This is a genomic window from Pseudomonas sp. XWY-1, from assembly GCF_002953115.1.
GTDB classification, from domain to species: Bacteria; Pseudomonadota; Gammaproteobacteria; order Pseudomonadales; family Pseudomonadaceae; genus Aquipseudomonas; species Aquipseudomonas alloputida.
In genome coordinates this window covers 1118284-1144626 of record NZ_CP026332.1, presented here as the reverse complement: position 1 = coordinate 1144626, position 26343 = coordinate 1118284, and the positions used below count along the sequence as shown (strand labels likewise).

Annotated in this window: 21 protein-coding genes; 7 read left to right on the top strand and 14 right to left on the bottom strand. The window is 62.9% G+C overall.

What is annotated here, in order from left to right; all coding sequences use genetic code 11:
• Positions 1–2: 2 nt before the first annotated feature.
• Together PRJ_RS05435 and leuA are read left to right on the top strand one after the other, a co-directional pair.
• Complete coding sequence (locus tag PRJ_RS05435) at positions 3–830, top strand: M23 family metallopeptidase (protein WP_104960874.1); 828 nt, start codon at positions 3–5, stop codon at positions 828–830.
• A gap of 432 nt (positions 831–1262) precedes the next feature.
• Positions 1263–2936 (top strand): 2-isopropylmalate synthase, encoded by a 1674-nt coding sequence (leuA, locus tag PRJ_RS05430; protein ID WP_010952204.1) that lies wholly within the window; start codon positions 1263–1265, stop codon positions 2934–2936.
• A gap of 394 nt (positions 2937–3330) precedes the next feature.
• Here the strand turns inward: leuA and PRJ_RS05425 are convergent, their stop codons facing one another.
• The 3 genes from PRJ_RS05425 to zwf are packed head-to-tail and all read right to left on the bottom strand — an operon-like array spanning position 3331 to position 6198.
• Positions 3331–4011, bottom strand: a complete 681-nt coding sequence (locus tag PRJ_RS05425) for a bifunctional 4-hydroxy-2-oxoglutarate aldolase/2-dehydro-3-deoxy-phosphogluconate aldolase (RefSeq protein WP_003255037.1) — start codon at positions 4009–4011, stop codon at positions 3331–3333.
• 17 nt (positions 4012–4028) lie between these two features.
• Positions 4029–4742, bottom strand: coding sequence for a 6-phosphogluconolactonase (gene pgl / locus PRJ_RS05420; protein WP_104960873.1), 714 nt, complete (start codon positions 4740–4742; stop codon positions 4029–4031).
• Complete coding sequence (gene zwf / locus PRJ_RS05415) at positions 4729–6198, bottom strand: glucose-6-phosphate dehydrogenase (RefSeq protein WP_010952201.1); 1470 nt, start codon at positions 6196–6198, stop codon at positions 4729–4731. Before zwf ends, pgl begins: the two co-directional genes overlap by 14 nt.
• Positions 6199–6409: 211 nt before the next feature.
• Here zwf and hexR point away from each other — a divergent pair, with 211 nt between their 5' ends.
• On the top strand, positions 6410–7273 hold the full coding sequence (gene hexR / locus PRJ_RS05410) for a DNA-binding transcriptional regulator HexR (protein WP_169774905.1): 864 nt from the start codon (positions 6410–6412) through the stop codon (positions 7271–7273).
• Here the strand turns inward: hexR and PRJ_RS05405 are convergent.
• The 11 genes from PRJ_RS05405 to edd form a co-directional block, all read right to left on the bottom strand.
• Complete coding sequence (locus tag PRJ_RS05405; RefSeq protein ID WP_003255044.1) at positions 7266–8120, bottom strand: D-hexose-6-phosphate mutarotase; 855 nt, start codon at positions 8118–8120, stop codon at positions 7266–7268. The genes hexR and PRJ_RS05405 overlap by 8 nt on opposite strands.
• A gap of 117 nt (positions 8121–8237) precedes the next feature.
• Positions 8238–9581 (bottom strand): carbohydrate porin, encoded by a 1344-nt coding sequence (locus tag PRJ_RS05400; RefSeq protein WP_010952199.1) that lies wholly within the window; start codon positions 9579–9581, stop codon positions 8238–8240.
• Positions 9582–9621: 40 nt separating this feature from the next.
• On the bottom strand, positions 9622–10776 hold the full coding sequence (locus PRJ_RS05395; RefSeq protein WP_003255047.1) for an ABC transporter ATP-binding protein: 1155 nt from the start codon (positions 10774–10776) through the stop codon (positions 9622–9624).
• Between the two features lie 3 nt (positions 10777–10779).
• Complete coding sequence (locus PRJ_RS05390) at positions 10780–11625, bottom strand: carbohydrate ABC transporter permease (RefSeq protein ID WP_104960872.1); 846 nt, start codon at positions 11623–11625, stop codon at positions 10780–10782.
• Entirely contained in the window at positions 11618–12526 is a 909-nt protein-coding gene (locus PRJ_RS05385) for a carbohydrate ABC transporter permease (protein WP_003255050.1), read from the bottom strand. The genes PRJ_RS05390 and PRJ_RS05385 overlap by 8 nt, the downstream gene beginning before the upstream one ends.
• Before the next feature lie 133 nt (positions 12527–12659).
• Entirely contained in the window at positions 12660–13946 is a 1287-nt protein-coding gene (locus PRJ_RS05380) for an ABC transporter substrate-binding protein (RefSeq protein WP_064493191.1), read from the bottom strand.
• Positions 13947–14050: 104 nt separating this feature from the next.
• Positions 14051–15301: an AGE family epimerase/isomerase gene (locus PRJ_RS05375; RefSeq protein ID WP_104960871.1), complete on the bottom strand. Its 1251-nt coding sequence runs from the start codon at positions 15299–15301 to the stop codon at positions 14051–14053.
• Between the two features lie 215 nt (positions 15302–15516).
• Complete coding sequence (locus PRJ_RS05370) at positions 15517–16971, bottom strand: ATP-binding protein (protein WP_010952195.1); 1455 nt, start codon at positions 16969–16971, stop codon at positions 15517–15519.
• The gene (gltR, locus tag PRJ_RS05365) at positions 16952–17677 is read right to left on the bottom strand and encodes a two-component system response regulator GltR (protein WP_014589861.1); all 726 of its coding nucleotides are present in this window, start codon (positions 17675–17677) and stop codon (positions 16952–16954) included. Before gltR ends, PRJ_RS05370 begins: the two co-directional genes overlap by 20 nt.
• Before the next feature lie 78 nt (positions 17678–17755).
• Complete coding sequence (locus tag PRJ_RS05360; protein ID WP_104960870.1) at positions 17756–18715, bottom strand: glucokinase; 960 nt, start codon at positions 18713–18715, stop codon at positions 17756–17758.
• Positions 18712–20538 (bottom strand): phosphogluconate dehydratase, encoded by a 1827-nt coding sequence (edd, locus tag PRJ_RS05355; protein WP_003255057.1) that lies wholly within the window; start codon positions 20536–20538, stop codon positions 18712–18714. Before edd ends, PRJ_RS05360 begins: the two co-directional genes overlap by 4 nt.
• Before the next feature lie 264 nt (positions 20539–20802).
• Between edd and gap the strand changes: the two genes are divergently transcribed.
• The 4 genes from gap to PRJ_RS05335 all read left to right on the top strand — a co-directional run bounded on the left by gap (position 20803) and on the right by PRJ_RS05335 (position 26256).
• On the top strand, positions 20803–21804 hold the full coding sequence (gene gap / locus PRJ_RS05350) for a type I glyceraldehyde-3-phosphate dehydrogenase (protein WP_014589858.1): 1002 nt from the start codon (positions 20803–20805) through the stop codon (positions 21802–21804).
• A 172-nt stretch (positions 21805–21976) separates the two neighbouring features.
• Positions 21977–22489: an RNA polymerase sigma factor gene (locus tag PRJ_RS05345; RefSeq protein WP_003255059.1), complete on the top strand. Its 513-nt coding sequence runs from the start codon at positions 21977–21979 to the stop codon at positions 22487–22489.
• 89 nt (positions 22490–22578) lie between these two features.
• Positions 22579–23541, top strand: a complete 963-nt coding sequence (locus PRJ_RS05340; protein ID WP_041166852.1) for a FecR domain-containing protein — start codon at positions 22579–22581, stop codon at positions 23539–23541.
• A gap of 126 nt (positions 23542–23667) precedes the next feature.
• The gene (locus tag PRJ_RS05335) at positions 23668–26256 is read left to right on the top strand and encodes a TonB-dependent receptor (protein WP_019438107.1); all 2589 of its coding nucleotides are present in this window, start codon (positions 23668–23670) and stop codon (positions 26254–26256) included.
• Positions 26257–26343: the final 87 nt, after the last annotated feature.

Sequence of the window (26343 nt, the reverse complement as noted above, 5' to 3'; positions counted from 1 at the left end):
ACATGCCCCGCGTGCTCGCGCCCCTGCTTGCCCTTTCCCTGCTGCTGTTGGCCGGCGGCGCCCAGGCCAGCTACATCACCCGCACACTGAACAAACCGGTACCCGGCGGTGTGGCAGTCGTCGACCTGGGCCCCGCCGCTAACGCACCCAGCGCCCGTTTCGACGGCAAGCCGGTGCTGGTGGTGAAGGAGCAGGACAACTGGCTGGCCATCGTCGGCATCCCGCTGACCCAGAAGCCCGGCACCGCAGTGCTGAACCAGGGCGGGCGCACCCTGCCTTTCAGCGTAGGCAGCAAGAAGTACCCTGAGCAGCGCATTACCCTGAAGAACACGCGCCAAGTCAACCCGAACCCGGCCGACCTCAAGCGCATCGAGCGCGAGCTGGCCGAGCAGATCAAGGCCTACCGCAGCTTCAGCCCGAACCTGCCGAGCAACCTGGTTCTCGACAAGCCGGTCAACGGCCCGCTGTCGAGCAAGTTCGGCGTGCGCCGCTTCTTCAACGGCGAAGAACGCAACCCTCATGCGGGGCTGGATTTTGCGGTGCCGGCAGGCACGCCGATCAAGACACCCGCCAATGGCAAAGTGATTCTGGTGGGGGATTATTTCTTCAACGGCCGCACGGTGTTCGTCGACCATGGGCAGGGCTTTATCAGCATGTTCTGCCACATGTCGAAAATCGATGTGCAGGTCGGCCAGCAACTGCGTCGTGGCGAGGTGGTCGGACGCGTGGGCTCGACCGGGCGGGCTACCGGGCCGCACATGCACTGGAACGTCAGCCTGAACGATGCGCGGGTGGACCCGGCGATTTTCATTGGCGCGTTCCAGCCCTGAAACTGCGGCGCCTGCTTCGCGGGCACGCCCGCTCCCACAGGTACAGCGAAGCCTTCAGACACAGCACAATACTTGTGGGAGCGGGCATGCCCGCGAAGAGGCCAGCACAGTCGACAGCAGTTCAACTGTGTTGCGCCATCGAAAAATACTGCGCAAACATCAATAAGCGCCCAGCAGATCCAAGCCATAAAATCTCGCCTAATGGCTTTTTTTAAGCATTCCTCTCAATTTTTCCCGAACGCTTGCCATCCCCCACCCCACTGGTTAAGTTTGAAGGCATGAAAACCTTCAGCACCCTCATCCTGCTCCGACAACATCGCAGCCTCTGCCTGGTCAGCGCCCGACTACCAGGCTGAATCGCGTCGCCTCGCCTCTTCATATCGTTATCGCTCGGCAGGCCCGATCTCGGCCGCACACAAAAGGATTGCTTCCATGACCATGCTCAAAGACCCTTCGAAGAAATACCGCGCTTTCCCGACCATCGACCTGCCTGACCGTACCTGGCCGTCGAAGACCATCACCCAGGCACCTATCTGGTGCAGCTCCGACCTGCGTGATGGCAACCAGTCGCTGATCGAGCCGATGGACTCGGAGAAGAAACTGCGCTTCTGGAAGACCTTGGTGCAGGTTGGCGTGAAGGAGATCGAAGCCTCGTTCCCGTCTGCCTCGCAAACCGATTTCGACTTCGTGCGCACCCTGATCGAGGACGGCCACATCCCGGATGACACCACCATCCAGGTGCTCACCCAGGCACGTGAAGACCTGATTGCCCGTACCTTCGAATCGCTGCGCGGTGCGAAGAAGGCCATCGTCCACCTGTACAACGCCACCAGCCCGTCGTTCCGCCGCATCGTCTTCAATCAGGACAAGCAAGGCGTGAAGGACATCGCGGTGAACGCGGCCAAGCTGTTCGTCAAGTACGCCGCCCAGCAGCCGGAAACCCAGTGGACCTTCCAGTACTCGCCAGAAACCTTCAGCGCCACTGAAATGGAGTTCGCCAAGGAGGTCTGCGACGCGGTCATCGAGGTGTGGAACCCTACCCCTGAACACAAGATCATCCTCAACCTGCCGGCCACCGTGGAAGTGTCCACGCCAAATATCTACGCCGACCAGATCGAGTGGTTCTGCCGCAACGTCAGCCGCCGCGACAGCGTGATCATCAGCCTGCACTGCCACAACGACCGCGGCACCGGCATCGCTGCCACCGAACTGGGCCTCATGGCCGGCGCCGACCGTGCCGAAGGCTGCCTGTTCGGCAACGGCGAGCGTACCGGTAACGTCGACCTGGTGACCTTGGCACTGAACCTCTACACCCAGGGCATCGACCCGTTGCTGGACTTCTCCGACATCGACGGCGTGCGCAAGGTGGTCGAAGAATGCAACCAGTTGCCGGTACACCCTCGTCACCCGTATGTGGGCGACCTGGTCCATACCGCGTTCTCCGGCTCGCACCAGGACGCCATCCGCAAGGGCTTCGCCAAGCAGCAGGATGGGGAACTGTGGGAGGTGCCTTACCTGCCGATCGACCCGGCCGACATCGGCCGCAGCTACGAAGCGGTAATCCGCGTCAACAGCCAGTCGGGCAAAGGCGGTATCACCTACCTGCTCGAGCAGGAATATGGCATCAGCCTGCCGCGTCGCATGCAGATCGAATTCAGCCAGGTGGTGCAGGGTGAGACTGACCGCCTGGGCCTGGAAATGACCGCCCAGCAGATCTACAGCCTGCTGCACAAGGAATACCTCCAGGCCAACGCGCCATACGCACTGGTCAGCCATCGCCTGCAGGAAGAAAACGGCCACAGCGCCGTGGAAGTGGAAGTTGCCGGTGAAGGCGAAACCACCCTGCACTGGCGCGGCAAGGGCAACGGCGCCCTGGAAGCACTGGTGGCCGGCCTGCCGATTGCCGTGGAGATCATGGACTACAACGAGCATGCGATTGGCGCTGGCACCAACGCCAAGGCAGCTGCCTACATCGAACTGCGCGTGGCCGGTGGCCGCCCGGTACATGGCGTGGGTATCGATGAGAACATCACCACGGCCAGCTTCAAGGCCCTGTTCAGTGCGCTGAACCGCTCGCTGAGCCAGCAGGAAGCCAAGGCGGCCTGAAGCCTGGAATGAGGGATGAGAAAGCCCGCATCGTTTGATGCGGGCTTTTTGTTGGCCTGGACTGGCCCTTTCGCGGGTAAACCCGCTCCTACGACGGGCTGCGCCCAATCACCAATGTGTGTCCACCACCGATCAGGTGTAGGAGCGGGTTTACCCGCGAATACGGAGGCCACGGCAACGGTGAACGGCCAGGGATATTGGCCAGCAGGCCCGGCCCATTCGCGGGTGAACCCGCTCCTACAACGGCCTGTGCCCCCCGGTGTATGTCCACCGCAGATCGGTGCGTAGGAGCGGGTTTACCCGCGAAAGGGCCAGCACAACCACGGCAAATACCCCAGGCAAAAAAAGGGGCGCCGACCAAGCGCCCCACAAGCCGTAAAGCACACAACTGTTTTCAGTTGGCGTCCAGCAGCGCCATCGCCTCGGCACTGCACGCTTCGATCCGCGCCCAGTCACCGTTCTTGATCCAGCTGCTGTCGAGCATCCAGGTTCCACCCACGCACATCACATTCGGCAGTGCCATGTAGTTGCGCACGTTGGCCGGGTTCACACCGCCGGTGGGACAAAAACGAATATCGCCGAACGGGCCACCAAAGGCCTTGATCGCCGCTACGCCGCCGCTGATTTCCGCCGGGAACAACTTGAACCGGCGGTAGCCCAGGGCATAGCCCATCATGATTTCGGACGGCGTGCTGATGCCCGGCAACAGCGGGATTTCACTGTCCACGCCAGCCTCGAGAATGTCCTGGGTAATGCCAGGGGTAACGACGAACTGCGCGCCCGCAGCTTCAACCGCCGCGAACATGCTGCGGTCGAGCACGGTACCGGCGCCGACACACAGCTCCGGGCGCTGCTCACGCAGCACCTGAATGGCCTTGAGGCCATGCTGCGAGCGCAGGGTCACTTCCAGGGTACGGATACCGCCAGCGGCCAGGGCGTCAGCCAGCGGCAGAATGTCTTCCTCACGAGCAATGGTGATTACCGGCAGGATGCGCGCCTTTTTGCAAATGGCGTCGATCCGCGCGGCTTTATCAGCCATCGAGAGCTTGGGCTGTGGGCGTTCAAGGGTGGTCATGACAGTGGATCCTTGGCTCATGGGCACCAGTAGATGTCCAGGGGGTCGTGAAGAAAAGCGCGAATCGGCATTTCAGTAAGGTCGTTGCCCGCCAGCGCGGCGCGCAGGGTAGCGAGTTTGCCCTGGCCTTGCACAGACAGCGCGATGAAGGCCGCGCTGGCCAGCAGCGAACGGGTCATCGACAGGCGCTGGTGCGGCACGCTCGGCGCCAGCATCGGCAGGCAGCGGCGTGGGCCGGCCGGGTCCAGGCCTGCTTCCAGGTTGGGACTGGCGGGGAACAGCGAGGCGGTATGGCCATCGTCGCCCATGCCCAGCACCAGCACGTCGATCGGCGGTAGCTCGGCCAAGGCCTGGTCAGCTTTGAGCGCAGCTGCATCGAGGTTCTCCGCCTGCTGGTACAGGCCAACGAAACGGGCCTTGGCCGCTTCGCCCTTCAGCAGGTGGCGGGCCAGCAGGCCGGTATTGCTGTCGGCGTGCTCCACCGGCACCCAGCGCTCATCAGCCAGGCTGACAGTGACCTTGGCCCAGTCCAGGTGCTCGCTGGCCAGTTTCTCCAGGAACGGCACCGGGCTGCGGCCGCCAGACAACACCACACAGGCCTGCCCCTTGGCGGCAATCGCGGCGCGCAGGCGCTCAGCCACATCATGAGCCAAGGACACGGACAGTGCCTTGGCATCCGCCAGTTCATGAGCCTTCACGGCCGCTGGCAGTTTCAATTCAGATATCCCCATACCACGCCCTCCCATCGCGTGTGATCAGTGCAATCGAGCTCATCGGCCCCCAGGAGCCCGCCGCGTATGGCTTGGGCGCATCGCCCGCATTACGCCAGCCGGCGATCAACTGGTCGCACCACTTCCAGGCATACTCGATTTCGTCCTTGCGCACGAACAGGTTCTGGTTGCCGCGCATCACTTCGAGCAACAGTCGCTCGTAGGCATCCGGAATTCGTGCACTGCGCCAGGCATCAGAAAAATTCAGCTGCAATGGGCCACTGCGCAGTTGCATGCCCTTGTCCAGGCCCTGCTCCTTGGTCATCACCCGTAAAGAAATGCCTTCGTCCGGTTGCAGGCGGATGATCAGCTTGTTACCGATCTGCAAACGCTGTTCCGGGGCGAAGATGTAGTGCGGCGTTTCCTTGAAGTGAATGACGATCTGCGACAGTTTTTGCGGCATGCGCTTGCCGGTTCGCAGGTAGAACGGCACGCCCGACCAGCGCCAGTTACGGATGTCGGCGCGCAGGGCAACGAAGGTTTCGGTGTCGCTCTGGGCGTTGGCGTTGTCTTCTTCCAGGTAACCCGGCACCGGTTTGCCTTCGCTGTAGCCGGCAATGTACTGGCCGCGCACCACGCTGGTGCTCAGGCCGTCGCCAGTGATCGGTGCCAGGGCTTTGAGCACTTTCACCTTCTCGTCGCGGATGGCATCGGCGGACAGTTCGCTGGGCGGGTCCATGGCGATCAGGCACAGCAACTGCAGCAGGTGATTCTGGATCATGTCGCGCAGTTGGCCGGCCTTGTCGAAATAACCCCAACGGCCCTCGATACCGACCTTTTCCGCGACGGTAATCTCCACATGGGAGATGGAATTCTGGTTCCACTGGGTTTCGAACAGGCTATTGGCGAAGCGCAGGGCAATCAGGTTCTGCACCGTCTCTTTGCCCAGGTAATGGTCAATGCGGTAAACCCGGCTTTCAGGGAAGAACCGCGCCACGGCATCGTTGACCCGGCGCGACGACTCCAGGTCGTGGCCAATAGGTTTCTCGAGCACTACCCGGGTGCGCGCAGCCAGCCCGACCTTGTCGAGGTTTTCGCAGATGGCCCCATACACCGCCGCCGCCGTGGCGAAGTAGGCGATCAGCGGCAGCTCGCCCGGCAGTTGCTCGGCCAAGGCCTGATAGCCCTCGGGCTGAAGGAAGTCCAGGTGCTGGTAATTCAGGCGGGCAAGGAAGCGCCCCAGCGCAGCAGGCTCGATATCTGCCTCGGGCACGTGCCGGCGCAGGTGGGCTTCGATGCTGTCCAGGTGCTCCTGCGCACTGCCGACCTCACGGGCGAGGGCCAGCAGGCGGGTGTCCGGGTGCAACAGGTTGGCCCGGTCGAGCTGGTAGAGCGCAGGAAACAGCTTGCGCAATGCCAGGTCGCCGAGGGCGCCAAACAGGGCAAAGGTGCAAGGTTCGACACTGATTGCGGCCATGATGTTGGTTCTTTCCTAAAGTTGGTCTAGGAATACCGCTTTCACACACGGTTTTCAAGGGATAATGTAGTAAAAACCACAACATTACACACAAGTGTTACAGACAAGTGGTACGCCAACCGCACCGACAGTACGATAGACGACCGTGCAAAAAGCCTGCTGCTCACACAGCCGGCTGTCTTCCCGACCCAAGGACACACCCATGGACCGCGTGCGAAACCTCCTGGAACAGATCCAGGGCCGCCTCGACGAGCTGAACAAGGCCGAACGCAAAGTCGCCGAAGTCATCCTGCTCAACCCGCAACAAGCCACCCGTTTCAGCATCGCTGCGCTGGCCCAGGCGGCCAAGGTCAGCGAACCGACCGTCAACCGCTTCTGCCGCTCGTTCGGCGTCAGCGGCTACCCCGAGCTCAAGCTGCAACTGGCGCAGAGCCTGGCCAGTGGTGCCGCCTATGTCAGCCGCGCGGTAGAGGCCGACGATGACCCGGCCGCCTACACCCAGAAGATCTTCGCCAGCGCCATCGCCTCGCTTGACAGCGCCTGCCAGCAACTGGACCCGCAGCAGGTCAGCCGCGCCGTGGACATGATGATCCAGGCCCGGCAGATCCACTTCTTCGGCCTCGGCGCCTCAGCCCCGGTGGCCCTGGATGCGCAGCACAAGTTCTTCCGCTTCAACCTGGCCGTGTCGGCCCACGCCGATGTGCTGATGCAGCGCATGCTGGCCTCGGTCGCCCACACCGGCGATCTGTTCGTGATCATTTCCTACACCGGGCGCACCCGCGAACTGGTCGAAGTGGCGCGCCTGGCACGTGAAAACGGCGCTTCGGTGCTGGGCCTGACCGCCGCAGGCTCGCCACTGGCCAATGCTTGCAGCCTGAGCCTGCACATTCCGCTGCCGGAAGATACCGACATCTACATGCCAATGACCTCGCGGATCATCCAGCTGACTGTGCTCGATGTACTGGCCACCGGCATGACCCTGCGCCGCGGCGTGGACTTCCAGCCCCACCTGCGCAAGATCAAGGAAAGCCTCAACGCCAGCCGCTACCCGATCGAGGACGACGAACTCAACTGAGCCGGTGCGCCTGCAATCGCAGGTGCGCACGCTGCCCAGGTGCCAGGCTCAGGCCTTCGCCACTGCCACTGGTCGCCTCGACGCAGACAAAACGCTGCGACTCGCGGCCAGTCACCCCCATCAGCGGGCGATTGCCAGGGTGCCAGACCACGGTGTCGTCGCTGTCACCGGTGTCGATGCACAGCTCGCGCTGCCAGGCTGGGTCCTGCAATTGCACCCGTGGCGTACCGGGGTAGACCTTCTGGCAGCCGCCCTTGAGCTTCAGCGCGCCATCCTCACGGCAAGCCTGGCGGTTGAGGCGGTCGTAGCCCTCGATGTCTTCCAGACCAGACAGCGCTATCTCGGACACGTCACTGATGCGCCAGTACGCCAGCAGCGCATGGCTCAACTGGCAGGGTTCGCTGTCCTGATGTTCGGTGCTCAAGCTCAGCTCCATGCGGCTACCCAACCGGGCATGCAGGTCGACCTGCCAGTCGCACAGGTCCAGCCGCCATTTCAGGGTCACGCCCTCCTCGTCCTCACGGCTGTCCACCAGCTTCCAGTCCAGCAACCGCGCCCAACCGTGGGCCGGCCACAGGTCTTCGCTGGGATGACGGCCATACCAGGGCCAGCACACCGGCACACCACCGCGGATCGCCCCCACCTGCGGCCACTGTTCGGCGCACCACAGCCACGGCCGTTCACCCGCTGGTTGAAAGTGCAGCAACTGCGCGCCCTGGCGGCTGAACACCGCCTGGCAACGGGGGTGGTCGATGATCAGGACATCGCGCTGCTGATAACGCTCCCACTCGAATGTCGGCCGGGGCCGCTGCGAGGAGAAGAAGCGATGGAGCGGATGTTCGGGCATGGTTCAGAGCTCTTGTTGTTTGAGATAGCGCTGTCTCGGCCTATCCCCAACACCCACTGCAGACCAGTGGGTGCCGGGAACCGAAAATGGATTGGCGTAAATTTACAACAAGTTGACTCAGAATGACGACTGAATCTTCAAGCCAGCGACCAGCGCGTTATCCACCTCGTCCACCCCGCCAGGGCTCTTGATGTACTGCAGGTTGGGCCTCACGGTCAGCCAGTTGGTAACGTGGAAGCCGTAGTAGAGCTCTGCGTTGTATTCGGTACGCTGCAGCGGTACGAAACCAGGGTTGTCGTAATCGTTGATGCCGCTCTGTGCGTTGAGCAGTTCGGCGCGCTTCTTCACGTCGTCATTCACATGAATACGCGCCACACCGAAGCCGATGTCATCCTTGGGCCGGGCGTCGAAAGCGCCTTTGTAGACCAACCCCACCTGTTGGTAGTTGTCGACCACGTTGGTGGCCTTGTCGTGCACGGTGAAGTTGGCGAAAAGGCTGAGGCCCCGGTTGACGTCGCCGCCATGGGCAGTGACCTGCTGCTGCGCCACCACCCACCATCCGTGCTTGCTGGAGTGCGACTTGAAGGCTTCACCTGTCAGCGCCTGCGGGTTGCCGTTGACGTCGTCGTACACATCGTCAGCCTTGGCCGTGCTGTAGTAGTAACCCAGGCGGTACTCGCCCGGCAGGCCATTGACCTTGGGCGACCACACCGCTTCCACCGGCAAGATCGCACCCTTGGTACCACTGCCGCTGAGCTTGAAGCCGTTGCCGGTTTCCAGGTTGGAAGGGTTCTGCTCGAAGGCCCCGACCTGTACGAAGAACTCCGGCGTGATGTTGTACTTCACCCGCAGCGCCCACTGGCTGACCGGCCAGTTGTACCAGATGCCGCCCACCCAGTTGCCCACCTGCGAGCCGCAGAAGGCCAGGTTCTGGAAGTCGCAAGGGAAGCTGTTGAAGTCCTCGCCCTCGCCAAAACGGCCAAATTTCACGTCCAGCGCGCCGTCGAAGTACTTCTGCTTGATCCACATCTGGGTCAGGCGCCAGGTCTGGCCACGGCCCCACACCTCCTGCACCGAGCTGAACTGCCCGGCGCGCGGGTCGCTGATGCGGTCGTTGGACAGGTTGCGACCGCTTCGCTCGGTGATCGCCAGCTTGAACTCGGCATCATGCCAACCCAGTATCTTCTGCAAGTCCAGATGCGCGCCGAGGGCGAACTGGTCGCTGTAGCGTGCCGTCTTGTCGTCGTTGTAGCCGCCATGCAGGTTGCCAGCCACCTCACCCACATAATCGAGGGTGAAGTCATAGCCCTTGTCCAGCAGCTCGGTCCGGGTGCCGCCCCAGTCGCCGGTCATCCATTTGGATTCGCTGGAAAAAGCCTCGGCAGCCTGTGTACCGCTGCTGCCTACAAGTGCAAGCAAGGCCAGCGATCCCAGTGTCTTGATGCGTTTGCGCTGTTCCATCCCTTTGCGTCCTCTTTTTCTTATTGATGGTGTAGACGAGTCAACGGCCTTTGAAGTGAGCCACGTTGTCCTTTGCGGTTGCGCCAGTACTGGCCAGATGCAGGCGCTCGCCATTGGCGGCGTCGAACAGCAGCACCCGGGCCGGGTCGAATTGCAGGTTGAGGGTGTCACCCACCCGGCACGCCACATCTGGCGCCAGGCGGCAGCACACCTTGGTCTGGTTGAGCGTGACGAACACCAGCAGGTCCGGCCCGGTGGGCTCTGTCACCTGCACCTCGGCGCGGATAGCCGGCAAACCATTGCCGTCAGCAGCGCCCAGGGCGATCTGCTCAGGGCGGATGCCGAGGATGATCTCGCGCCCCTCAAGCGCGTCAGCAGCCTCCCCCAAGGGCAGTTCGCAGCGCGCCTGGCCGCTGTCGAGCAGCGCCAGCAAGCGGCCATCCTGCCTGGCCAGACGCACCGGAATGAAGTTCATTGGCGGCGAACCGATGAAGCTGGCCACGAACTGGTTGGCCGGGTCGTTGTAGATCTGCTGCGGGGTGCCGAACTGCTGGATGATGCCGTCCTTCATCACCGCGACCTTGTCGCCCAGGGTCATGGCCTCGATCTGGTCATGGGTGACGTACACCGTGGTGGTCTTCAGGCGCTGGTGCATCAACTTCATTTCAGTGCGCATTTCGACCCGCAGCTTGGCATCGAGGTTGGACAGGGGTTCATCGAACAGGTAGATCTTGGGTCGCCGCGCCAGCGCCCGGCCCATGGCCACGCGCTGCTGCTGGCCGCCGGACAGCTGCGCCGGCTTGCGCGCCAGCAAGTGTTCGATCTGCAGCAACTTGGCCACCCGCGCCACTTCCTCGTCGATGGCGGCCTGGGGCAGCTTGCGGATCTTCAGGCCGAACTCGATGTTCTCGCGCACGCTCATGGTGGGGTACAGCGCATAGGACTGGAACACCATGGCGATATCGCGGTCCTTGGGGCTCATGCCACTGACGTCCTGCTCGTCGATGAGGATGGCGCCGCCGGTGATCTGCTCCAGGCCGGCGATACAGTTCATCAGGGTCGACTTGCCGCAGCCCGACGGGCCCACCAGGATCAGGAACTCGCCGTCCTTGATCGACAGCTGGATGTCCTTGAGGGTATCCGGCAGGCCGCTGCCGTAGGTCTTGTTCACATTGCGAAGTTCGAGCGTTGCCATGGCTTACCCCTTGACCGCGCCGGCCGTCAGCCCGCGCACGAAATATTTGCCTGCCACCACGTAGACCAGCAGGGTTGGCAGGCCAGCGATCATCGCTGCCGCCATGTCGACGTTGTATTCCTTGGCCCCGGTGCTGGTATTGACCAGATTGTTCAGGGCGACGGTAATCGGTTGCGAATCGCCGCTGGAGAACACCACGCCGAACAGGAAATCGTTCCAGATCTGGGTGAACTGCCAGATCAGGCAGACCATGATGATCGGCGTGGACATCGGCAGGATGATGCGGCGGAAGATGGTGAAGAACCCGGCACCGTCCAACCGCGCGGCCTTGACCAGCGCGTCGGGGATGCTCACGTAGAAGTTGCGGAAGAACAGCGTGGTGAAGGCCAGGCCGTAGACCACATGCACCAGCACCAGGCCGCTGGTGGTGCTGGCCAGGCCAAGCTTGCCGAGGGTGAACGAGGCCGGCAGCAGCACAGTCTGGAACGGCAGGAAACAGCCGAACAGCAGTAGGCCGAAGAACAGTTGCGAACCTCGGAAGCGCCACATCGACAGCACATAGCCGTTCAGTGCACCAATCGCGGTGGAGATCAGCACCGCGGGCACGGTGATCATGATCGAGTTCCAGAAGTAACCGCTGACCGCTCCCCAGGCCTTGACCCAGCCTATGCCGGTAATCACTGCAGGCCAGCTCAGCAGGTTGCCGGTGGTGATGTCTTCGGGGGTCTTGAAGCTGGTCAGCAGCATCACCACCAGCGGTACCAGATACAGCAGCACGGCGATCAGCAACACGGCATGGATGGCCATACGGCTGAAGCTGAGCACCGGCTTGTCGACAGGACTATGCATGGCGTTTGCTCCGCAGCTCCGAGTACAGGTAAGGCACGAGGATCGCCAGGATTGCCCCGAGCATCAGGATGGCGCTGGCCGAGCCCATGCCCATCTGGCCGCGGCTGAAGGTGAACGAGTACATGAACATGGCCGGCAAGTCGGAGGAGTAACCCGGGCCGCCGGCCGTCATTGCCGCCACCAGGTCGAAGCTCTTGATGGCAATGTGCGAGAGGATCATCAGTGCACTGAAGAACACCGGGCGCAGGCTGGGCAGCACCACGGTCCAGTAGATGCGCGGCAGGCTGGCGCCATCCATCTGCGCAGCGCGGATGATCGACGGGTCGACGCCACGCAAGCCGGCAAGGAACATGGCCATGATGAAGCCCGAAGCCTGCCACACGGCCGCGATCACCAGGCAATACACCACCCGGTCGGGATCGATCAGCCAGTCCAGGCGAAAGCCCTCCCAGCCCCAGTCACGCAACAACTTGTCCAGGCCCATGCCCGGGTTGAGCAGCCACTTCCAGGCGGTACCGGTGACGATCATCGACAACGCCATGGGGTACAGGTAAATGGTGCGGATGAAGCCCTCGCGACGGATGCGCTGGTCCAGCAGCACCGCCAGCAACACACCGATGGCCAGGCTGATGGCGATGAACAGGCCGCCGAACAGAAGCAGGTTCTTGCTCGCCACCCACCAGCGGTCGTTGTCGAACAGACGGGCGTATTGCGCAAGGCCCGCCCACTTGTAGGTGGGCAGAAAGGTCGAGGTGGTGAAGGACAGCACGAAGGTCCAGAGGATGTAGCCGTAGAAGCCCACCAGGACGATGAACATGCTGGGTGCCAGCACCAGCTTGGGCAGCCAGCGCTGAAGCGCGTCCAGGGGTGAGGCCCGCAATTGGGCGGTGGTCGTGGTCATGTATTGGATCCCGAGGTAGTGGCAGTGCTATGCACCGCTTCGCGGGCAAGCCCGCTCCCACAGGTCCGGCGTCATGACCAGGAACAGTGGTGAGCAGGGCCCATCTGGGAGCGGGCGTGCCCGCGAACAGCCGTTACTGGGCAGCCTTGATAGCCGCCGCCAGCTTCTTCGCCGCATCGGCCGGGTCGGCCTTGGGGTCGTTGATGTAGTTGGTCACCACATCGAAGAACGCGCCCTGCACGGCCAGCGTGGTGGCCATGTTGTGCGCCATGCTCGGTTGCAGGCCGCCCGTTTTGGCGTCGGCCAGGAAGTCCTTGGCGGAGGTTTGAGCACAGGCATCGAAACCATACTTGCCCATGTCGGCAAGCATGTCGTTGCGTACCGGGATCGAACCCTTGTTGATGCTGAAGACTTTCTGGAAGTCCTCACCCAGCACCTTGCGGGCGATGTCCTGCTGACCGGCAGAGGTGCCAGCGTTGTTCTGCTTGAACACCACCAACGAGTCGATGTTGTACAGGAAGGACTTGTCAGTACCGGGGAACGGCACGCACTGGTAATCCTTGCCAGCAGTTTTCTTCGCCAGGGTCCATTCGCTCTTGGCCCAGTCGCCCATGATCTGCATGCCGGCCTTGCCGTTGATGACCTTGGCAGCTTCCAGGTTCCAGTCCTGGCCCTTGCCGTCCGGGTCCATGTAGGTGGCGACTTTTTTCAGCTCGGTCAGCGCCTTGACCATCTGCGGCCCGGTCAGCGTTGCGCTGTCGAGGTCGACCAAGGCCTTCTTGTAGCCATCGACGCCCATCACCGACAGCACCACGCTTTCGAACACGGTGCTGTCCTGCCAGGGTTGGCCACCATGGGCGAGCGGGATGAAACCGGCAGCCTTGAGCTTGTCGGCAGCGGCGTAGAATTCGTCGAGAGTGGTGGGCGCCTTGTCGATGCCGGCTTTTTTGAACACCTCGGGGTTGATCCACAGCCAGTTGATGCGGTGGATATTCACCGGTACGGCAACGTAGTCACCGTCGTACTTCACGGTGTCGGCCACTTTCTTGTCGAGCAGCGAGTCCCACTTTTCTTCCTTGGCCACATCCTTGAGCACATCGGCGTCGAGCAGGCCGGTGGCCGCCCAGTCCTGGATGTCCGGGCCTTTGATCTGCGCGACGCCCGGCGGGTTGCCGGCCACTGCGCGGCTTTTGAGCACGGTCATGGCCGTTGCACCACCGCCGCCGGCGACGGCGCCGTCCTTCCAGATGAAGCCGTCTTTTTCGACCTGGGCCTTGAGCACATCGACCGCCGCTTTTTCACCACCGGAGGTCCACCAGTGCACCACTTCGACACTGCCTTTGGCGTCAGCAGCCTGGGCACCCAAGGGGATTAACGAGGCAAAGGAAATTGCGGCAGCGAGACGGAGCGTGGAATTCATCGAAGCACCTTTCTTGTTGTTATGCCGTGCAAGTCGATCGCTTGCGTAGCATGAAGTCTAAACAGCGTGCCCGCCTCGTCAGGTAACGAAGCGATGCGTGAATGTCATCGTTTGGTTACATTGCCGGCCAGGTTGCTGGCCAGGCTGGGTGCCAGGGGCAAACCTGGCAGCAGCAGCGCCTGGTAGGCGTGATAGAGGTCGGGCTTGCCCGGCCAGAGGGACCCGGCCGGCTGGTTGTGCGCATCGAGTTCGTGGTGCCAGCTGCCGCCAATGGGGTCGATGAAATGGTTGGCGATAAAGCCCCAGCAGCAGCGGTACCACTGTTCGTAATGCGCCTCGCCGGTGCGTTGCAACAGGGCTGCCGCAGCCGCGCAAGCCTCAGCGTGCACCCAGTGCAATCGTGCATGCACCACCGGGCGATCAGCCCAGTCCAGCGTATAGACGAAACCCGGTTCGCCATCGACGTTCCAGGCCTGTTGGCAGGCTGTGTCGAACAATGCGCGGGCACTGTCCGGCAGCCATTGCGGGGCGTACAGGCCGGCCCGTTCAAGGCTGGCTTCCAGGTGCAACAGCAACCGCGCCCACTCCAGGGCATGCCCGGGTGTAGTGCCATAAGGCCGGAAGGGGTCGGCGGGGTGTTCGAGGTTGTAATCCGGCAGCGGCTGCCAATGGGCATCGAAATGTTCGATCACCCGATAGCCGTTGGCGGCGGCATGGGTATGGATGATGCGTTCGGCGATACGCAAGGCACGTTGCAGCCACAGGCCGTTGCCGGTGACGTCTGCCAACGCCAGGAAGGCCTCGGTCGCGTGCATGTTGCTGTTGGCGCCCCGGTACTGCTCGGGGAGCTGCCAGGCGCGGGAGAAGGTTTCCCGCAGGGCACCTTCTTCTTCGCTCCAGAAATGCGCTTCGATCACCTGGATTGCGTCTGCCAATAGCGTATTGGCGTCGACAGCGCCGGCCACCACCGCCGAGCTGGCGGCCAGCGCGACGAAGGCATGCAGGTACGCCGCCTTGCCGCTATCGTCGTGGCCGCCAGGATGGGCGAACCAACCGCCGTGGGTGGCATCCTGCATGGCACCGCGCAGTGCTGCCACACCGTGCTCGGCATAGGCCAGGCTACCGGGGATGCCCTGCAGGTGGGCCAGGGCAAAGCAATGGGTCATGCGGGCGGTGTTGATGGTTTCGGCACGGGCACCGGGGGCGAGTTGCCCATTGGCATCCAGGTTACCGAAACCGTCGGGTAGTTTCGCGGCCTTGGCAAAGGCCAGCAGGCGCTGTGCTTCAGCCAGGCGCCAGGCGGTGTGGGCCGGGGCATTGAGCCAGCTGTTAACGGACAGGTTGAGGGGGGTCATGGGCCAGCTTGATCCTTGCCAGTCGTTTGCGAATTCTAGCCAGCGGGGTCATGGCGGATGTCACGAAGGACGGCGGGATTGTCACCGGGCAGTGACATTTTGGGTGCCTGTGCGGGCCTCTTCGCGGGTGAACCCGCTCCTACGACGCAAACCTGACTCGGTCGTTGCAGGAGCGGGTTCACCCGCGAAGAGGCCCGCACAGGCACCCCAAAAACTCAATCCATACCCCGCGGCAAATACAGGGTCACCCGCAGCCCGCCCTCCCGCAGGTTCAGCAAGCTCACCTCGCCCCCATGGCTATGGGCGATGTTGCGCGCAATGCCCAACCCCAGCCCATACCCCTGCTGCTGCCCGGCCAGCCGGAAATGCGGCTCGAACACCTGTTCCAGCTGCTGTTGCGGCACCCCGGGCCCCTGGTCATCCACCTGCAGCACAAAGCCCTCTGCCCCGTCGATGATGCGCAGCCGCGCCCGTTCGCCGTACTTGATGGCGTTGTCGATCAGGTTGCCGATGCAGCGACGCAACGCCAGCGGCTTGCCCGGGTAAGGCGCCAGCGCCTGGCCCTCGACGGTGATGCGACCATCGCCCAGGTAAGGCTCGGCCAGAATCTCCAGCACCTGGTTAAGGTCGACCGGCTCGATGTTTTCGTGGATGTCGGTGTCCTTTACGCACTGCAACGCGCCTTTGACCAGCAACTCCAGTTCGTCCAGGTCCTGGCTGAACTTGGCCTGCAGGCGCTCGTCCTCCAGCAGTTCGACACGCAGGCGCAGGCGGGTGATCGGCGTGCGCAGGTCGTGGGAAATGGCGCTGAACAGCTGGCTGCGTTCGGTCAGGTAACGGCTGATACGCTCGCGCATGCTGTTGAATGCCCGGCTCACCTCGACCACTTCACTGCCGCCAGCTTCAGCCACTGGCGCCACATCGGCACCCAGCGACATCTCTCGGGCGGCCCGCGCCAGGCGCTTCAGTGGCCAGCTTTGCCAATGCACCAGCAAGCCGATGAACAGCAACAGCAAGGCCGTGGTCAGCACGATGAAGCCGATCTGCTGGCGCGGCAGGCGTTCGGCTTCCAGCCCCGTGTACGGTTCGGGCAACAGCGAGGCGATGTACAACCATTCGCCCTCGCCCAAGCGGATCTGCGTGACCAGTACCGGGGGTTTCAGCGGTTCCAGGGTCAGCGAATAATGGGCCCATGAGCGCGGCAGTTCGTCGAGTTTGAGGCCGCTGTTGAAGATGCGCAGGTCGTCAGGCCCGACAAACTCCACGGAAATTTCCATCTGCGAACCCAGGCGCTCGTGCAGCACCTGCTGGAACACATCGATCACCGCCTGCTTGCGAGGGGTGACGGGCAGTGCCTGCATGTCCAGCGGCGTGGCGTTAAGCGACACGAAGAAACGCGTGCCGCCCATGCTGCGCAATTGGTCGAGCACCAGCGGCCGATAGGCCACCGGCAGCGAGCGGAAGTAACTGACGCTGGCACTCATGGAATGGGCCAGGCTGCTGGCGCTGGCACGCAGCCCCTGAAGCTGGCTGGCGCGCAGCTGGGACACCCAGATGATGCTGGACAACCCCTGGGCCAGCAGGACAACCAGCAAGGTCAGCAACAGCATGCGCCCCAGCAAGGAGCGCGGCAGCAGGCGCCAGCGCCGCTCAGGGCGCACAGCAGACATGCGCCGCCAACAAGTAGCCACTGCCTCGCACGGTGCGGATCAGCCGGGGAGGTTTGTCGGTATCGCGCAGGCGCTGGCGCAGACGGCTGACCGCCATGTCGACGATACGGTCCAACGGCATCGGTTCGCGACCACGGGTGGCGTTGCCGATGGTGTCGCGGTCGAGGATTTGCTGCGGGTGATCGAGGAACAGTTTGAGCAGGGCAAAGTCGGCGCCGGAGAGAATCACCTCCTCTCCATCACGGTGGAACAGGCGGTGGCTGACCGTGTCCAGGCGCCAGTCGTCGAAAGCCAGCACGGCGCTGCCCGGCGCCGTCTGGCCGAACTCGGTGCGGCGCAACAAAGCCTTGATTCGCGCTTGCAGTTCGCGGGGGCTGAACGGCTTGCCCAGATAGTCGTCAGCGCCCAGCTCCAGGCCGATGACCCGGTCGGCCTCGTCCGAACTGGCGGTGAGCATGATGATAGGTACGCGCGCCTGGCGTGGGTGCTGGCGTACCCAGCGGCACAAGCTGAAGCCGTCCTCGTCGGGCAACATGACGTCAAGAATGACCAGGTCGCAGGGCGTGGTTTCCAGCGCGTGGCGAAAGCCCTTGCCGTCAGCCTCGGCATGCACCTGGAAGCCGGAGCGGCTCAGGTAGGTTTGCAGCAGTTCACGAATTTCCTGGTCGTCGTCGACCATCAGGATCGATTTGCCGGCAGTGCTCAAGGTGGTCCTTCCTCTTGTTGATTACAGGTCTTTTTGCCTGCTGTCGGGTATTGCCATCGGGGCCGCAAAGCGGCCCCCTCAGTGATCCAACGCCTGCTGCAACGCTACCCCTGCCCCCTCCAACCCGGAATATTCCGCCGTCACCAGCCACACCGGAACCCCGGTGAAATAGCCACTCATACACCCCTTGTCGGCAAAACTCGCAGCAAACCCGCTACGCAGGAACAGCTCGGCAAAGCGCGGAATCACACCGCCCACAATATAGACCCCGCCTCGCGCGCCCAGCGTCAGCACATTGTTACCCGCCACTCGCCCAAGGAAACGACAGAATTGCTCGACCACCGCCAGCGCACGAGGCTCACCGCCCAGTGCGGCATCGGTGATATGCGCCGGGGTCTTGTGCCTGGGCGTGTCGCCGTCCAGCGCACAGATCGCCTGGTACAGCCGCACCAGGCCACCCCCACTGAGCACGGCCTCGGCGCTGACATGGCCGATCTGACTGTGGATCTGCTGGTGGATTGCCGCTTCGCGAGCATTGCCTACCGGCAGGTCAACATGTCCGCCTTCACCCGGCAGGGCCTTCCAGTGCTGTTCGCCCAGACGCAGCAACGAGCCCACACCCAGGCCAGTACCTGGCCCGATCACCAATGCCGGCCTCGAGGGGTCGGCCTGGCCGGGGCACACCTCGCGGAACTCGCCTTCGCGCAGACGCGTCATGCCCAGCGCCATTGCGGTGAAATCATTGATCAGCAACAGTCGCTCGACCTGCAAGGTCTTGCAAAATGCCGTGCGACTCAGGCGCCAGTGGTTGTTGGTGAAGCGGAATTCATCGCCATCGACCGGGCCGGCCACCGCCAGGCACACCGCCGCCAGACCACCGCGGGCGATACCTTGGCTTTCCAGGTAGGCCTCGATGGCCTGCTCGGGGTTGGTGTAGTCCGCGGTGGCGAAAACATTTACTTCATGCAGCTGGTTGTCACGCCACAACGCAAAACGGGCATTGGTGCCGCCAATATCACCAACCAGCAGGTGCTTCATTTGAGGTGCTCCAGGGCCGAGGTAAAGGCACTGGCGCCCTGCTCTGCCGGGCTGAACGCCATGCGCATGAAGCCGAACAGCTCGCGCCCACAACCGAGGTCGTTGCCCTGGGGTGCCGGCGGCAGCTCACGGCTGGCCAGTTCTTCGGCCGACACCATGATCCGCAACGTGCCTTCGACTCCGTCGACCCGCACGATATCACCATCGCGCACCCGCGCCAGCGGGCCGCCGTCGTAAGCCTCCGGGCAAACGTGGATGGCCGCCGGGATCTTGCCCGAGGCACCGGACATGCGCCCGTCGGTGACCAGCGCAACCTTGTAGCCACGGTCCTGCAATACACCGAGGAACGGGGTGAGCTTGTGCAGTTCCGGCATGCCATTGCAACGCGGGCCCTGGAAGCGCACCACCGCGACAAAGTCACGTTCCAGCTCACCGGCCTTGAACGCGTCGGCCAGCGACTGCTGGTCCTGGAACACCCGCGCCGGGGCCTCGACCACCTGGTGCTCGGGGGCGACGGCAGAGACTTTCATCACGCCACGGCCCAGGTTGCCCTCCATCACCCGCAGGCCGCCTTCGGCCGAGAATGGTCGCGACACCGGGCGCAGGATGCTTTCGTCCAGGCTGTGTTGCGGCCCTTCGCGCCACACCAGCTTGCCATTGTCGAGGAAGGGTTCCTGGGTGTAGCGGCGCAGGCCATGGCCGGCCACGGTGTTGACATCTTCGTGCAGCAGGCCGGCGTCGAGCAGTTCACGAATCAGGAAGGCCATGCCGCCGGCAGCCTGGAAGTGGTTGATGTCGGCCTTGCCGTTGGGGTAGACGTGCGACAGGGTCGGCACCACTTCGGAGAGGTCGGCCATGTCCTGCCAGGTCAGCTGGATACCCGCAGCCTGGGCGATCGCCGGGATGTGCAGGGTGTGGTTGGTCGAGCCGCCGGTAGCGTGCAGCGCGACGATGGAGTTGACCAGCGCCTTCTCGTCGACGATTTCGCCCAGCGGCATGAAGCTGCCACTGGCCTTGGTCATGCGTGTCACCTGCTGCGCAGCCTCGGCGGTGAGTGCGTCACGCAGCGGCGTGTACGGGTTGACGAACGAGGCGCCCGGCAGGTGCAGCCCCATCACTTCCATCACCAACTGGTTGGTGTTGGCGGTGCCGTAGAAGGTGCAGGTGCCGGGGCTGTGGTAGGAATTCATCTCGGACTCCAACAGCTCTTCGCGGCTGGCCTTGCCTTCGGCATAGCGCTGGCGCACATCGGCCTTCTGCTTGTTGGAGATGCCGGAAACCATTGGCCCACCCGGGACGAAGATGGTCGGCAGGTGGCCGAAGCGCAACGCGCCCATCATCAGGCCGGGGACGATCTTGTCGCAGATGCCCAGCATGAGTGCCGCGTCGAACATGTTGTGCGACAGCGCTACCGCCGTGGACATCGCGATCACTTCACGGCTGGCGATCGCCAGCTCCATGCCCGGCTCGCCCTGGGTCACCCCGTCGCACATGGCCGGCACGCCACCGGCGAACTGGCCGACCGAACCGACCTCGCGCAGGGCCTGCTTGATCTGCTCGGGGAAGTGCAAGTAAGGCTGGTGGGCAGACAACATGTCGTTGTAGGCCGAGACGATGGCCACGTTGGCCGCGTTCATCAGGCGCAGAGTCTGCTTGTCTTCGCTGCCGCAACCGGCCACGCCGTGGGCGAAGTTGGCGCACTGCAGGCTGGCACGCATGGGGCCTTCACTGGCCGCGCCGCGAATCAGTTGCAGGTAGCGTTCGCGGGTGGCGCGGCTGCGTTCGACCAGCCGCTGGGTGACCTCAAGGATGCGCGGATGCATGTACTGGACTCCAGGCTAATTGTAAGGGCGGTTTACCGGGCATTTCCCCTCCAAACGATTGCGGCCTAGGCTCATGGTTAGGAGCCCGCTGCATCGGTGGAGGCACGACGCCCAACCACTCGTTGTATATTTAAACAAAATACTGCCACTAAAAAGGCTTGTTTTCTATCAGCCAGTGAATAATCTTGTAATTCCAACAACAAAACCGTTTCAGTGAAGCTCCTTTGTGCCACAGGTTTCACTCGAACTGCCAGAGGTACTGCCATGACCCTTCGCATCGCCATCAATGGATTCGGCCGAATCGGGCGCAATGTCCTGCGCGCACTGTATACCCAAGGCTACCGCCAGGACCTGCAGGTCGTCGCCATCAACGACCTGGGCGACAGCACCATGAATGCCCACCTGCTCAAGTACGACAGTGTCCACGGCACCTTCGACGCGACCGTCGAGGCCGACCACGAAAGCCTGACGGTCAACGGTGACCGTATCGCGGTCAGTGCCATTCGCAATCCGGCCGAACTGCCCTGGAAGGCCGAGGCGATCGACGTGGTGTTCGAGTGCACCGGGCTGTTCACCGACCGCGCCAAAGCCGCTGCGCACCTGGCCGCCGGGGCGGGCAAGGTGATTGTCTCGGCTCCGGCCAAGGGTGCCGATGCCACTGTGGTGTACGGGGTCAACCACGACATCCTGCGTGCCTCGCACCAGGTCATTTCCAATGCCTCCTGCACCACCAACTGCCTGGCGCCGATCGCCCAGGTGCTGCACCGGGAGTTCGGCATCGAGCAAGGCCTGATGACCACCATCCACGCCTACACCAACGACCAGGTACTGACTGACGTTTACCACAGCGACCCGTACCGCGCGCGTTCAGCCACCCAGTCGATGATCCCGAGCAAGACCGGTGCCGCCGAGGCCGTGGGCCTGGTGCTGCCGGAGCTGGCCGGCAAGCTGACCGGCATGGCGGTGCGGGTGCCCGTCATCAACGTGTCGTTGGTGGACCTCACCGTCAACCTCAAGCGCGAGGCCACGGCCGAGCAGGTCAACCAGCTGTTCCTCGAGGCCAGCAAGCATTCCAAGGTATTGGGCTACAACGCCCTGCCATTGGTTTCCTGCGATTTCAACCACAACCCGCTGTCGTCGATCTTCGATGCCAACCATACCCGGGCCAACGGGCGGATGCTCAAGGTGCTGGCCTGGTATGACAACGAGTGGGGGTTCAGCAACCGGATGCTGGACAACTGCCTGGCGCTGCACCGGGCTGGCTGACGCTCCCACAGGGATCGCGCCAGCTTTTGGAAATTGAGCAAGACAGTTGCTCCAAAAAAAAGCAAACGACATCCAGCGACTACAATCTTTACCTTTTCCTGATAATTCCACACTTGACCTGCCGCACGGATGATAAGCATTATCATTAACCTTTCGTCGGCCAGGTCCCCCCGTGAGTCAGTCCCGGTTCAATTCCGTCTTCCTCGTTCAGCGCCTCACCCTGCTGCGTACCCTGCAACGCATGGTCGGTAACCCCAGCACGGCCGAAGACCTGCTGCAGGAAACCTACCTGCGGGTGTCCCGCGCGCTGGGCGAGCGGCCCATCGAGCACATCGAGCCGTTCGTGTTTCAGACCGCGCGCAACCTGGCGCTGGACCACCTGCGTGCACGCCGGGTGCAGGCACGCATGCTGGTCGACGACGTGCCCGACGAAGTGCTGCACAGTGTCGCCGCGCCCGCCACCAGCAGCGAGGATGCCGCCCACGCCGAGCAGTTGCTCAAGCACCTCAGCGTCAGCCTCAATCAACTGAGCGAACGCCAACAACGCATTTTCATCCTCAGCCGCCTGCATGGCGCCACCTATCTGGAAATCGCCGAACAACTGAGTGTTTCGCCCAGCACGGTACAAAAGGAACTGAAACTGATCATGGCAATCTGCATGGGTGTTGCCGAACGACTCAAGTAAGCTGACCCCAGGCGAACGGCAACGCAAAGCCCTTGCCACACCCCGCCTTAGCCTTGATCATTCGCAAAAAAACCATTCAAGGATTCACCGTGACCGACAGCCCTGCCCCTCGCCCGTCACCTGCCAGGCCTGATGCCCGTGCTCGTGCCATGGACGAGGCGCTGGACTGGCTGGTGCGCCTGCAATGCGCAGATGCCGCAGACACCCAGGCCTTTGAAGCCTGGCTGAGCGCCGCGCCGGAAAACGCCGAGGCCTATGTCGAAGCCGAGGCGCTGTGGAACGGTACGCCGTTGCACAAGGTGGCCACGCACATGCACCAGCAGCAACGCCGCTCATGGCGCGGGCGCCTGCGCAGTCACTGGAAACCCCTGGCCACCGCAGCGCTGCTGCTGGTCGGGCTGTTCACCGTCGGTAACCTGCCCATGCGCCTGCAGGCCGACCACCTTACGGTGGTCGGCGAGCGCCAGCGCCTGCAACTGGAAGACGGCGCAAAAGTGCTGCTCAACACCAATTCGGCATTCGCCAGCGAACGCCAGGACGGCCGCCAGGTCGCCCGCCTGCTACAGGGCGAGGCTTACTTCCAGGTCCCCGAGGGCGCGCAGCTGCCGCTGGAGGTGGAAGCCGGGCCGTTGCGCGCACAGGTGCGCGACACCGACTTTGCCGTGCGCTACCTTGACGGCGAGGCCCAGGTACGGGTGCAACGCGGCGATGTCGACCTGCAGGGGGAGCGCGACCAGCGCATCCGCCTGAGTGCCGGCGACAGCATCAGCGTCGGCCCCCAGGGCTTTGGCCAGCGCCAGCGCCCCGACATGCACAAGGACCTGGCCTGGATCGACGGCCGCCTGGTGTTCGAGAACTGCCCGTTGAGCCAGGTGCTGGCCGAAGTGCAGCGCTACTACCCGGGCTGGATCATCAACCGCAATGCGCAGTTGGAGCACGTTGCCGTCACCGGTAACTACCGCCTCGACCAGCCACTGGAAACCCTGCGCGCACTGGCCCACATCACCTCGGCACAACTGCATGAGTACCCGGCGCTGGTCATCCTGAACTGACCCCTGAATTATTTTTACGCGATCGCACTCGCCCGCCCGTCTCGTTATAGCCAATGCAACTGATTCTTGTTTGAGAACGAGAACAGCCATCACCTATAACAGCCCGCGCGTCTGGGAGCGCTTCCGATGTCCACTGGTCCTACCCGCTCGTCCAACCTTCCCCGCCGTACAGGACAACTGTCCCTGTTGACCCTTGCCCTGCTCGCCAGCGGTGCCTGCAGCCTGCCGGCGCTGGCCGCCGAGCCGGCCCAGGCCAGCAGCCCGCGCATGGGCGACTACCGCTTCAGCATCGGCCAGCAGCCGCTGGTGTCGGCGATCAACGCCTTCAGCCAGGTCACCGGCTGGCAGGTCGGCTTCAGCGCCGAGCTGGCCGACGGCGTGGCTTCGCCAGGCGTACAGGGTTCGCTGCCGCCAGATGCTGCCCTCAAGCGCCTGTTGCGGGGTACCGGGCTGAGTTTTCGCAAGATCAGCAACGGCAATGTGGTACTGGAGCGCCAAACCGCAAGCAACGTGATCGCCCTGCAGCAGGTGACCGTCAGCGCCACCCGCAGCGCACAGGACGTCAGCCAGGTGCCGAGCACTGTCAGCGTGCAGACCCGTGAGCAACTGGACCGGCAGAACGTGAACAATATCCAGGATCTGGTGCGCTACGAGCCGGGGGTTTCGGTATCCGGAACCGGCCAGCGCAGCGGGCTGAACGGCTACAACATCCGTGGTATCGACGGCGAGCGGATCCTCACCCAAGTCGACGGCGTGTCGATCCCCGACAGCTTCTTCTACGGCCCCTACGCCCAGACCCAGCGCAACTATGTCGACCCGGAAATCGTCAAGCGTGTGGAAATCCTCCGCGGCCCGGCCTCGGTGTTGTATGGCAGCAACGCCATCGGCGGTGCGGTGAGCTACTTCACCCTCGATCCGGACGACATCATCAAGCCCGGTAAGGATGTGGGGGCACGCCTGAAAACCGGCTACAGCTCGGCCGACGAAAGCTGGCTGACCTCCGCCACCGTCGCCGGCCGCCAGGGTGACTTCGACGGCCTACTGCACCTGAGCCAGCGCAACGGCCACGAGACCGAAACCCACGGCAGCCACAGTGGCGACGGCCTGTCGCGCACCGAAGCCAACCCGATGGATGCGCGCACCACCAACGTGCTGGCCAAGCTGGGCTGGAACTACGCCGACGACGCGCGCCTGGGGTTCACCTACGAGCGCTACAAGGATGACCGCGACCAGAACATCCTCAGCGCGGTGGGTGGGCCGTTCATTCCGGGCTTCGGTGGCATGAACTCGTACCGCATGCGCCAAGGCAACGACACGATCACCCGTGAACGCTTCGGCCTCAATCATGAATTCGACCTCGATAGCGTGGTCGCGGATCACGTCAAATGGAGCCTCAACTACCAGATCGCGAAGACCGACCAACGTACCGATGAGCTGTATGTCGCCTCGGGACGCCAAGTGTTTCGGGACCGGCAGACTACCTACAAGGATCGCCAGTGGGTATTCGACGCCCAATTGGACAAGGCCTTCAGCATTGGCCAAACCGACCACCTGTTTACCTACGGCACCACACTCAAACAGGAGAAAGTCACGGGTTCACGTAGCGGCACCGGCACTTGCCTGAACATCGGTGGTACCTGTACAGCCATCGGACAGGACAGCGCGCGTGACGGGCAGGCCTTGGTCAGCGACTTCCCGGACCCGACCGTGAATACCTACAGCCTGTTCGCGCAGGATGAAATCCGCTGGAACAACTGGACCTTCATGCCCGGCGCGCGCTACGACTACACCCGCATGGAACCCAAATTCACCGAGGAATTCCTGCGTGGTCTGGAGTCCAGCGGTACGGCGCCTACCGCCCAGGACGATTCGGACAAGAAGTGGCACCGCGTCTCGCCCAAGTTCGGCCTGACTTACGCCTTCAACGACAATTACACCTGGTACGGCCAGTATGCAGAGGGCTTCCGCACGCCGACCGCCAAAGCCATGTATGGCCGCTTCCAGAACCTGGACCAAGGCTACCGCGTGGAGGGCAACCCGAACCTTGAGCCTGAAAAGAGCAAAAGCTACGAAACCGGCCTGCGTGGCAACTTCGACGCCGGCAACTTCGACGTGGCAGTGTTCTACAACAAGTACCGTGATTTCATCGACGAAGATGCCGTGCAAAGCGCCAACCTGGAACAGACCTTCCAGGCCAACAACATCAAGCACGCCACCATCAAGGGTGCCGAATTCAAGGGCCGCCTGAACCTCGACCACTTCGGCGCACCGCAGGGTCTCTATACCCAAACCTCGATTGCCTACACCTATGGTCGTAACGATGACACCGGTCAACCGCTGAACAGTGTCAACCCGCTCAAGGGCGTATTCGGCCTGGGCTACGAGCAGCAGAACTACGGTGGCTTGCTGAGCTGGACGCTGGTCAAGCGCAAGACCCGTGTCGACGACAGCACCTTTTATTCGCCTGACGGTTCTACCTCGAAGTTCCGCACCCCGGGCTACGGTGTGCTGGACCTGACCGGCTACTACAAGGTCACCGACGACGTCACCATCAACGCCGGGCTGTACAACCTTACCGACAAGAAGTACTGGCAGTGGGATTCGGTGCGCAGCTACGACGGCCAGGGTGAGGCGGCTGTGACCCAGCCAGCCAACATCGACCGCCTGACCATGCCGGGGCGCAACTTCGGTATCAATGTGGTTTGGGATATCTGAGGCGTTACGTCTGTACCGGCCTCTTTGCGGGTAAACCCGCGAAGAGGCCGGTACTGGCAACACAAATACCGGCTTTTTTTAGGTTCT

Excerpts from the sequence above, each read along its gene's own strand:
- PRJ_RS05435 (WP_104960874.1), top strand. The coding sequence starts at position 3 with ATGCCCCGCGTGCTCGCGCCCCTGCTTGCCCTTTCCCTGCTGCTGTTG.
- leuA (WP_010952204.1), top strand. The coding sequence starts at position 1,263 with ATGACCATGCTCAAAGACCCTTCGAAGAAATACCGCGCTTTCCCGACC.
- PRJ_RS05425 (WP_003255037.1), bottom strand. The coding sequence starts at position 4,011 with ATGACCACCCTTGAACGCCCACAGCCCAAGCTCTCGATGGCTGATAAA.
- pgl (WP_104960873.1), bottom strand. The coding sequence starts at position 4,742 with ATGGGGATATCTGAATTGAAACTGCCAGCGGCCGTGAAGGCTCATGAA.
- zwf (WP_010952201.1), bottom strand. The coding sequence starts at position 6,198 with ATGGCCGCAATCAGTGTCGAACCTTGCACCTTTGCCCTGTTTGGCGCC.
- PRJ_RS05405 (WP_003255044.1), bottom strand. The coding sequence starts at position 8,120 with ATGCCCGAACATCCGCTCCATCGCTTCTTCTCCTCGCAGCGGCCCCGG.
- PRJ_RS05400 (WP_010952199.1), bottom strand. The coding sequence starts at position 9,581 with ATGGAACAGCGCAAACGCATCAAGACACTGGGATCGCTGGCCTTGCTT.
- PRJ_RS05395 (WP_003255047.1), bottom strand. The coding sequence starts at position 10,776 with ATGGCAACGCTCGAACTTCGCAATGTGAACAAGACCTACGGCAGCGGC.
- PRJ_RS05390 (WP_104960872.1), bottom strand. The coding sequence starts at position 11,625 with ATGCATAGTCCTGTCGACAAGCCGGTGCTCAGCTTCAGCCGTATGGCC.
- PRJ_RS05385 (WP_003255050.1), bottom strand. The coding sequence starts at position 12,526 with ATGACCACGACCACCGCCCAATTGCGGGCCTCACCCCTGGACGCGCTT.
- PRJ_RS05380 (WP_064493191.1), bottom strand. The coding sequence starts at position 13,946 with ATGAATTCCACGCTCCGTCTCGCTGCCGCAATTTCCTTTGCCTCGTTA.
- PRJ_RS05375 (WP_104960871.1), bottom strand. The coding sequence starts at position 15,301 with ATGACCCCCCTCAACCTGTCCGTTAACAGCTGGCTCAATGCCCCGGCC.
- PRJ_RS05370 (WP_010952195.1), bottom strand. The coding sequence starts at position 16,971 with ATGTCTGCTGTGCGCCCTGAGCGGCGCTGGCGCCTGCTGCCGCGCTCC.
- PRJ_RS05360 (WP_104960870.1), bottom strand. The coding sequence starts at position 18,715 with ATGAAGCACCTGCTGGTTGGTGATATTGGCGGCACCAATGCCCGTTTT.
- edd (WP_003255057.1), bottom strand. The coding sequence starts at position 20,538 with ATGCATCCGCGCATCCTTGAGGTCACCCAGCGGCTGGTCGAACGCAGC.
- gap (WP_014589858.1), top strand. The coding sequence starts at position 20,803 with ATGACCCTTCGCATCGCCATCAATGGATTCGGCCGAATCGGGCGCAAT.
- PRJ_RS05335 (WP_019438107.1), top strand. The coding sequence starts at position 23,668 with ATGTCCACTGGTCCTACCCGCTCGTCCAACCTTCCCCGCCGTACAGGA.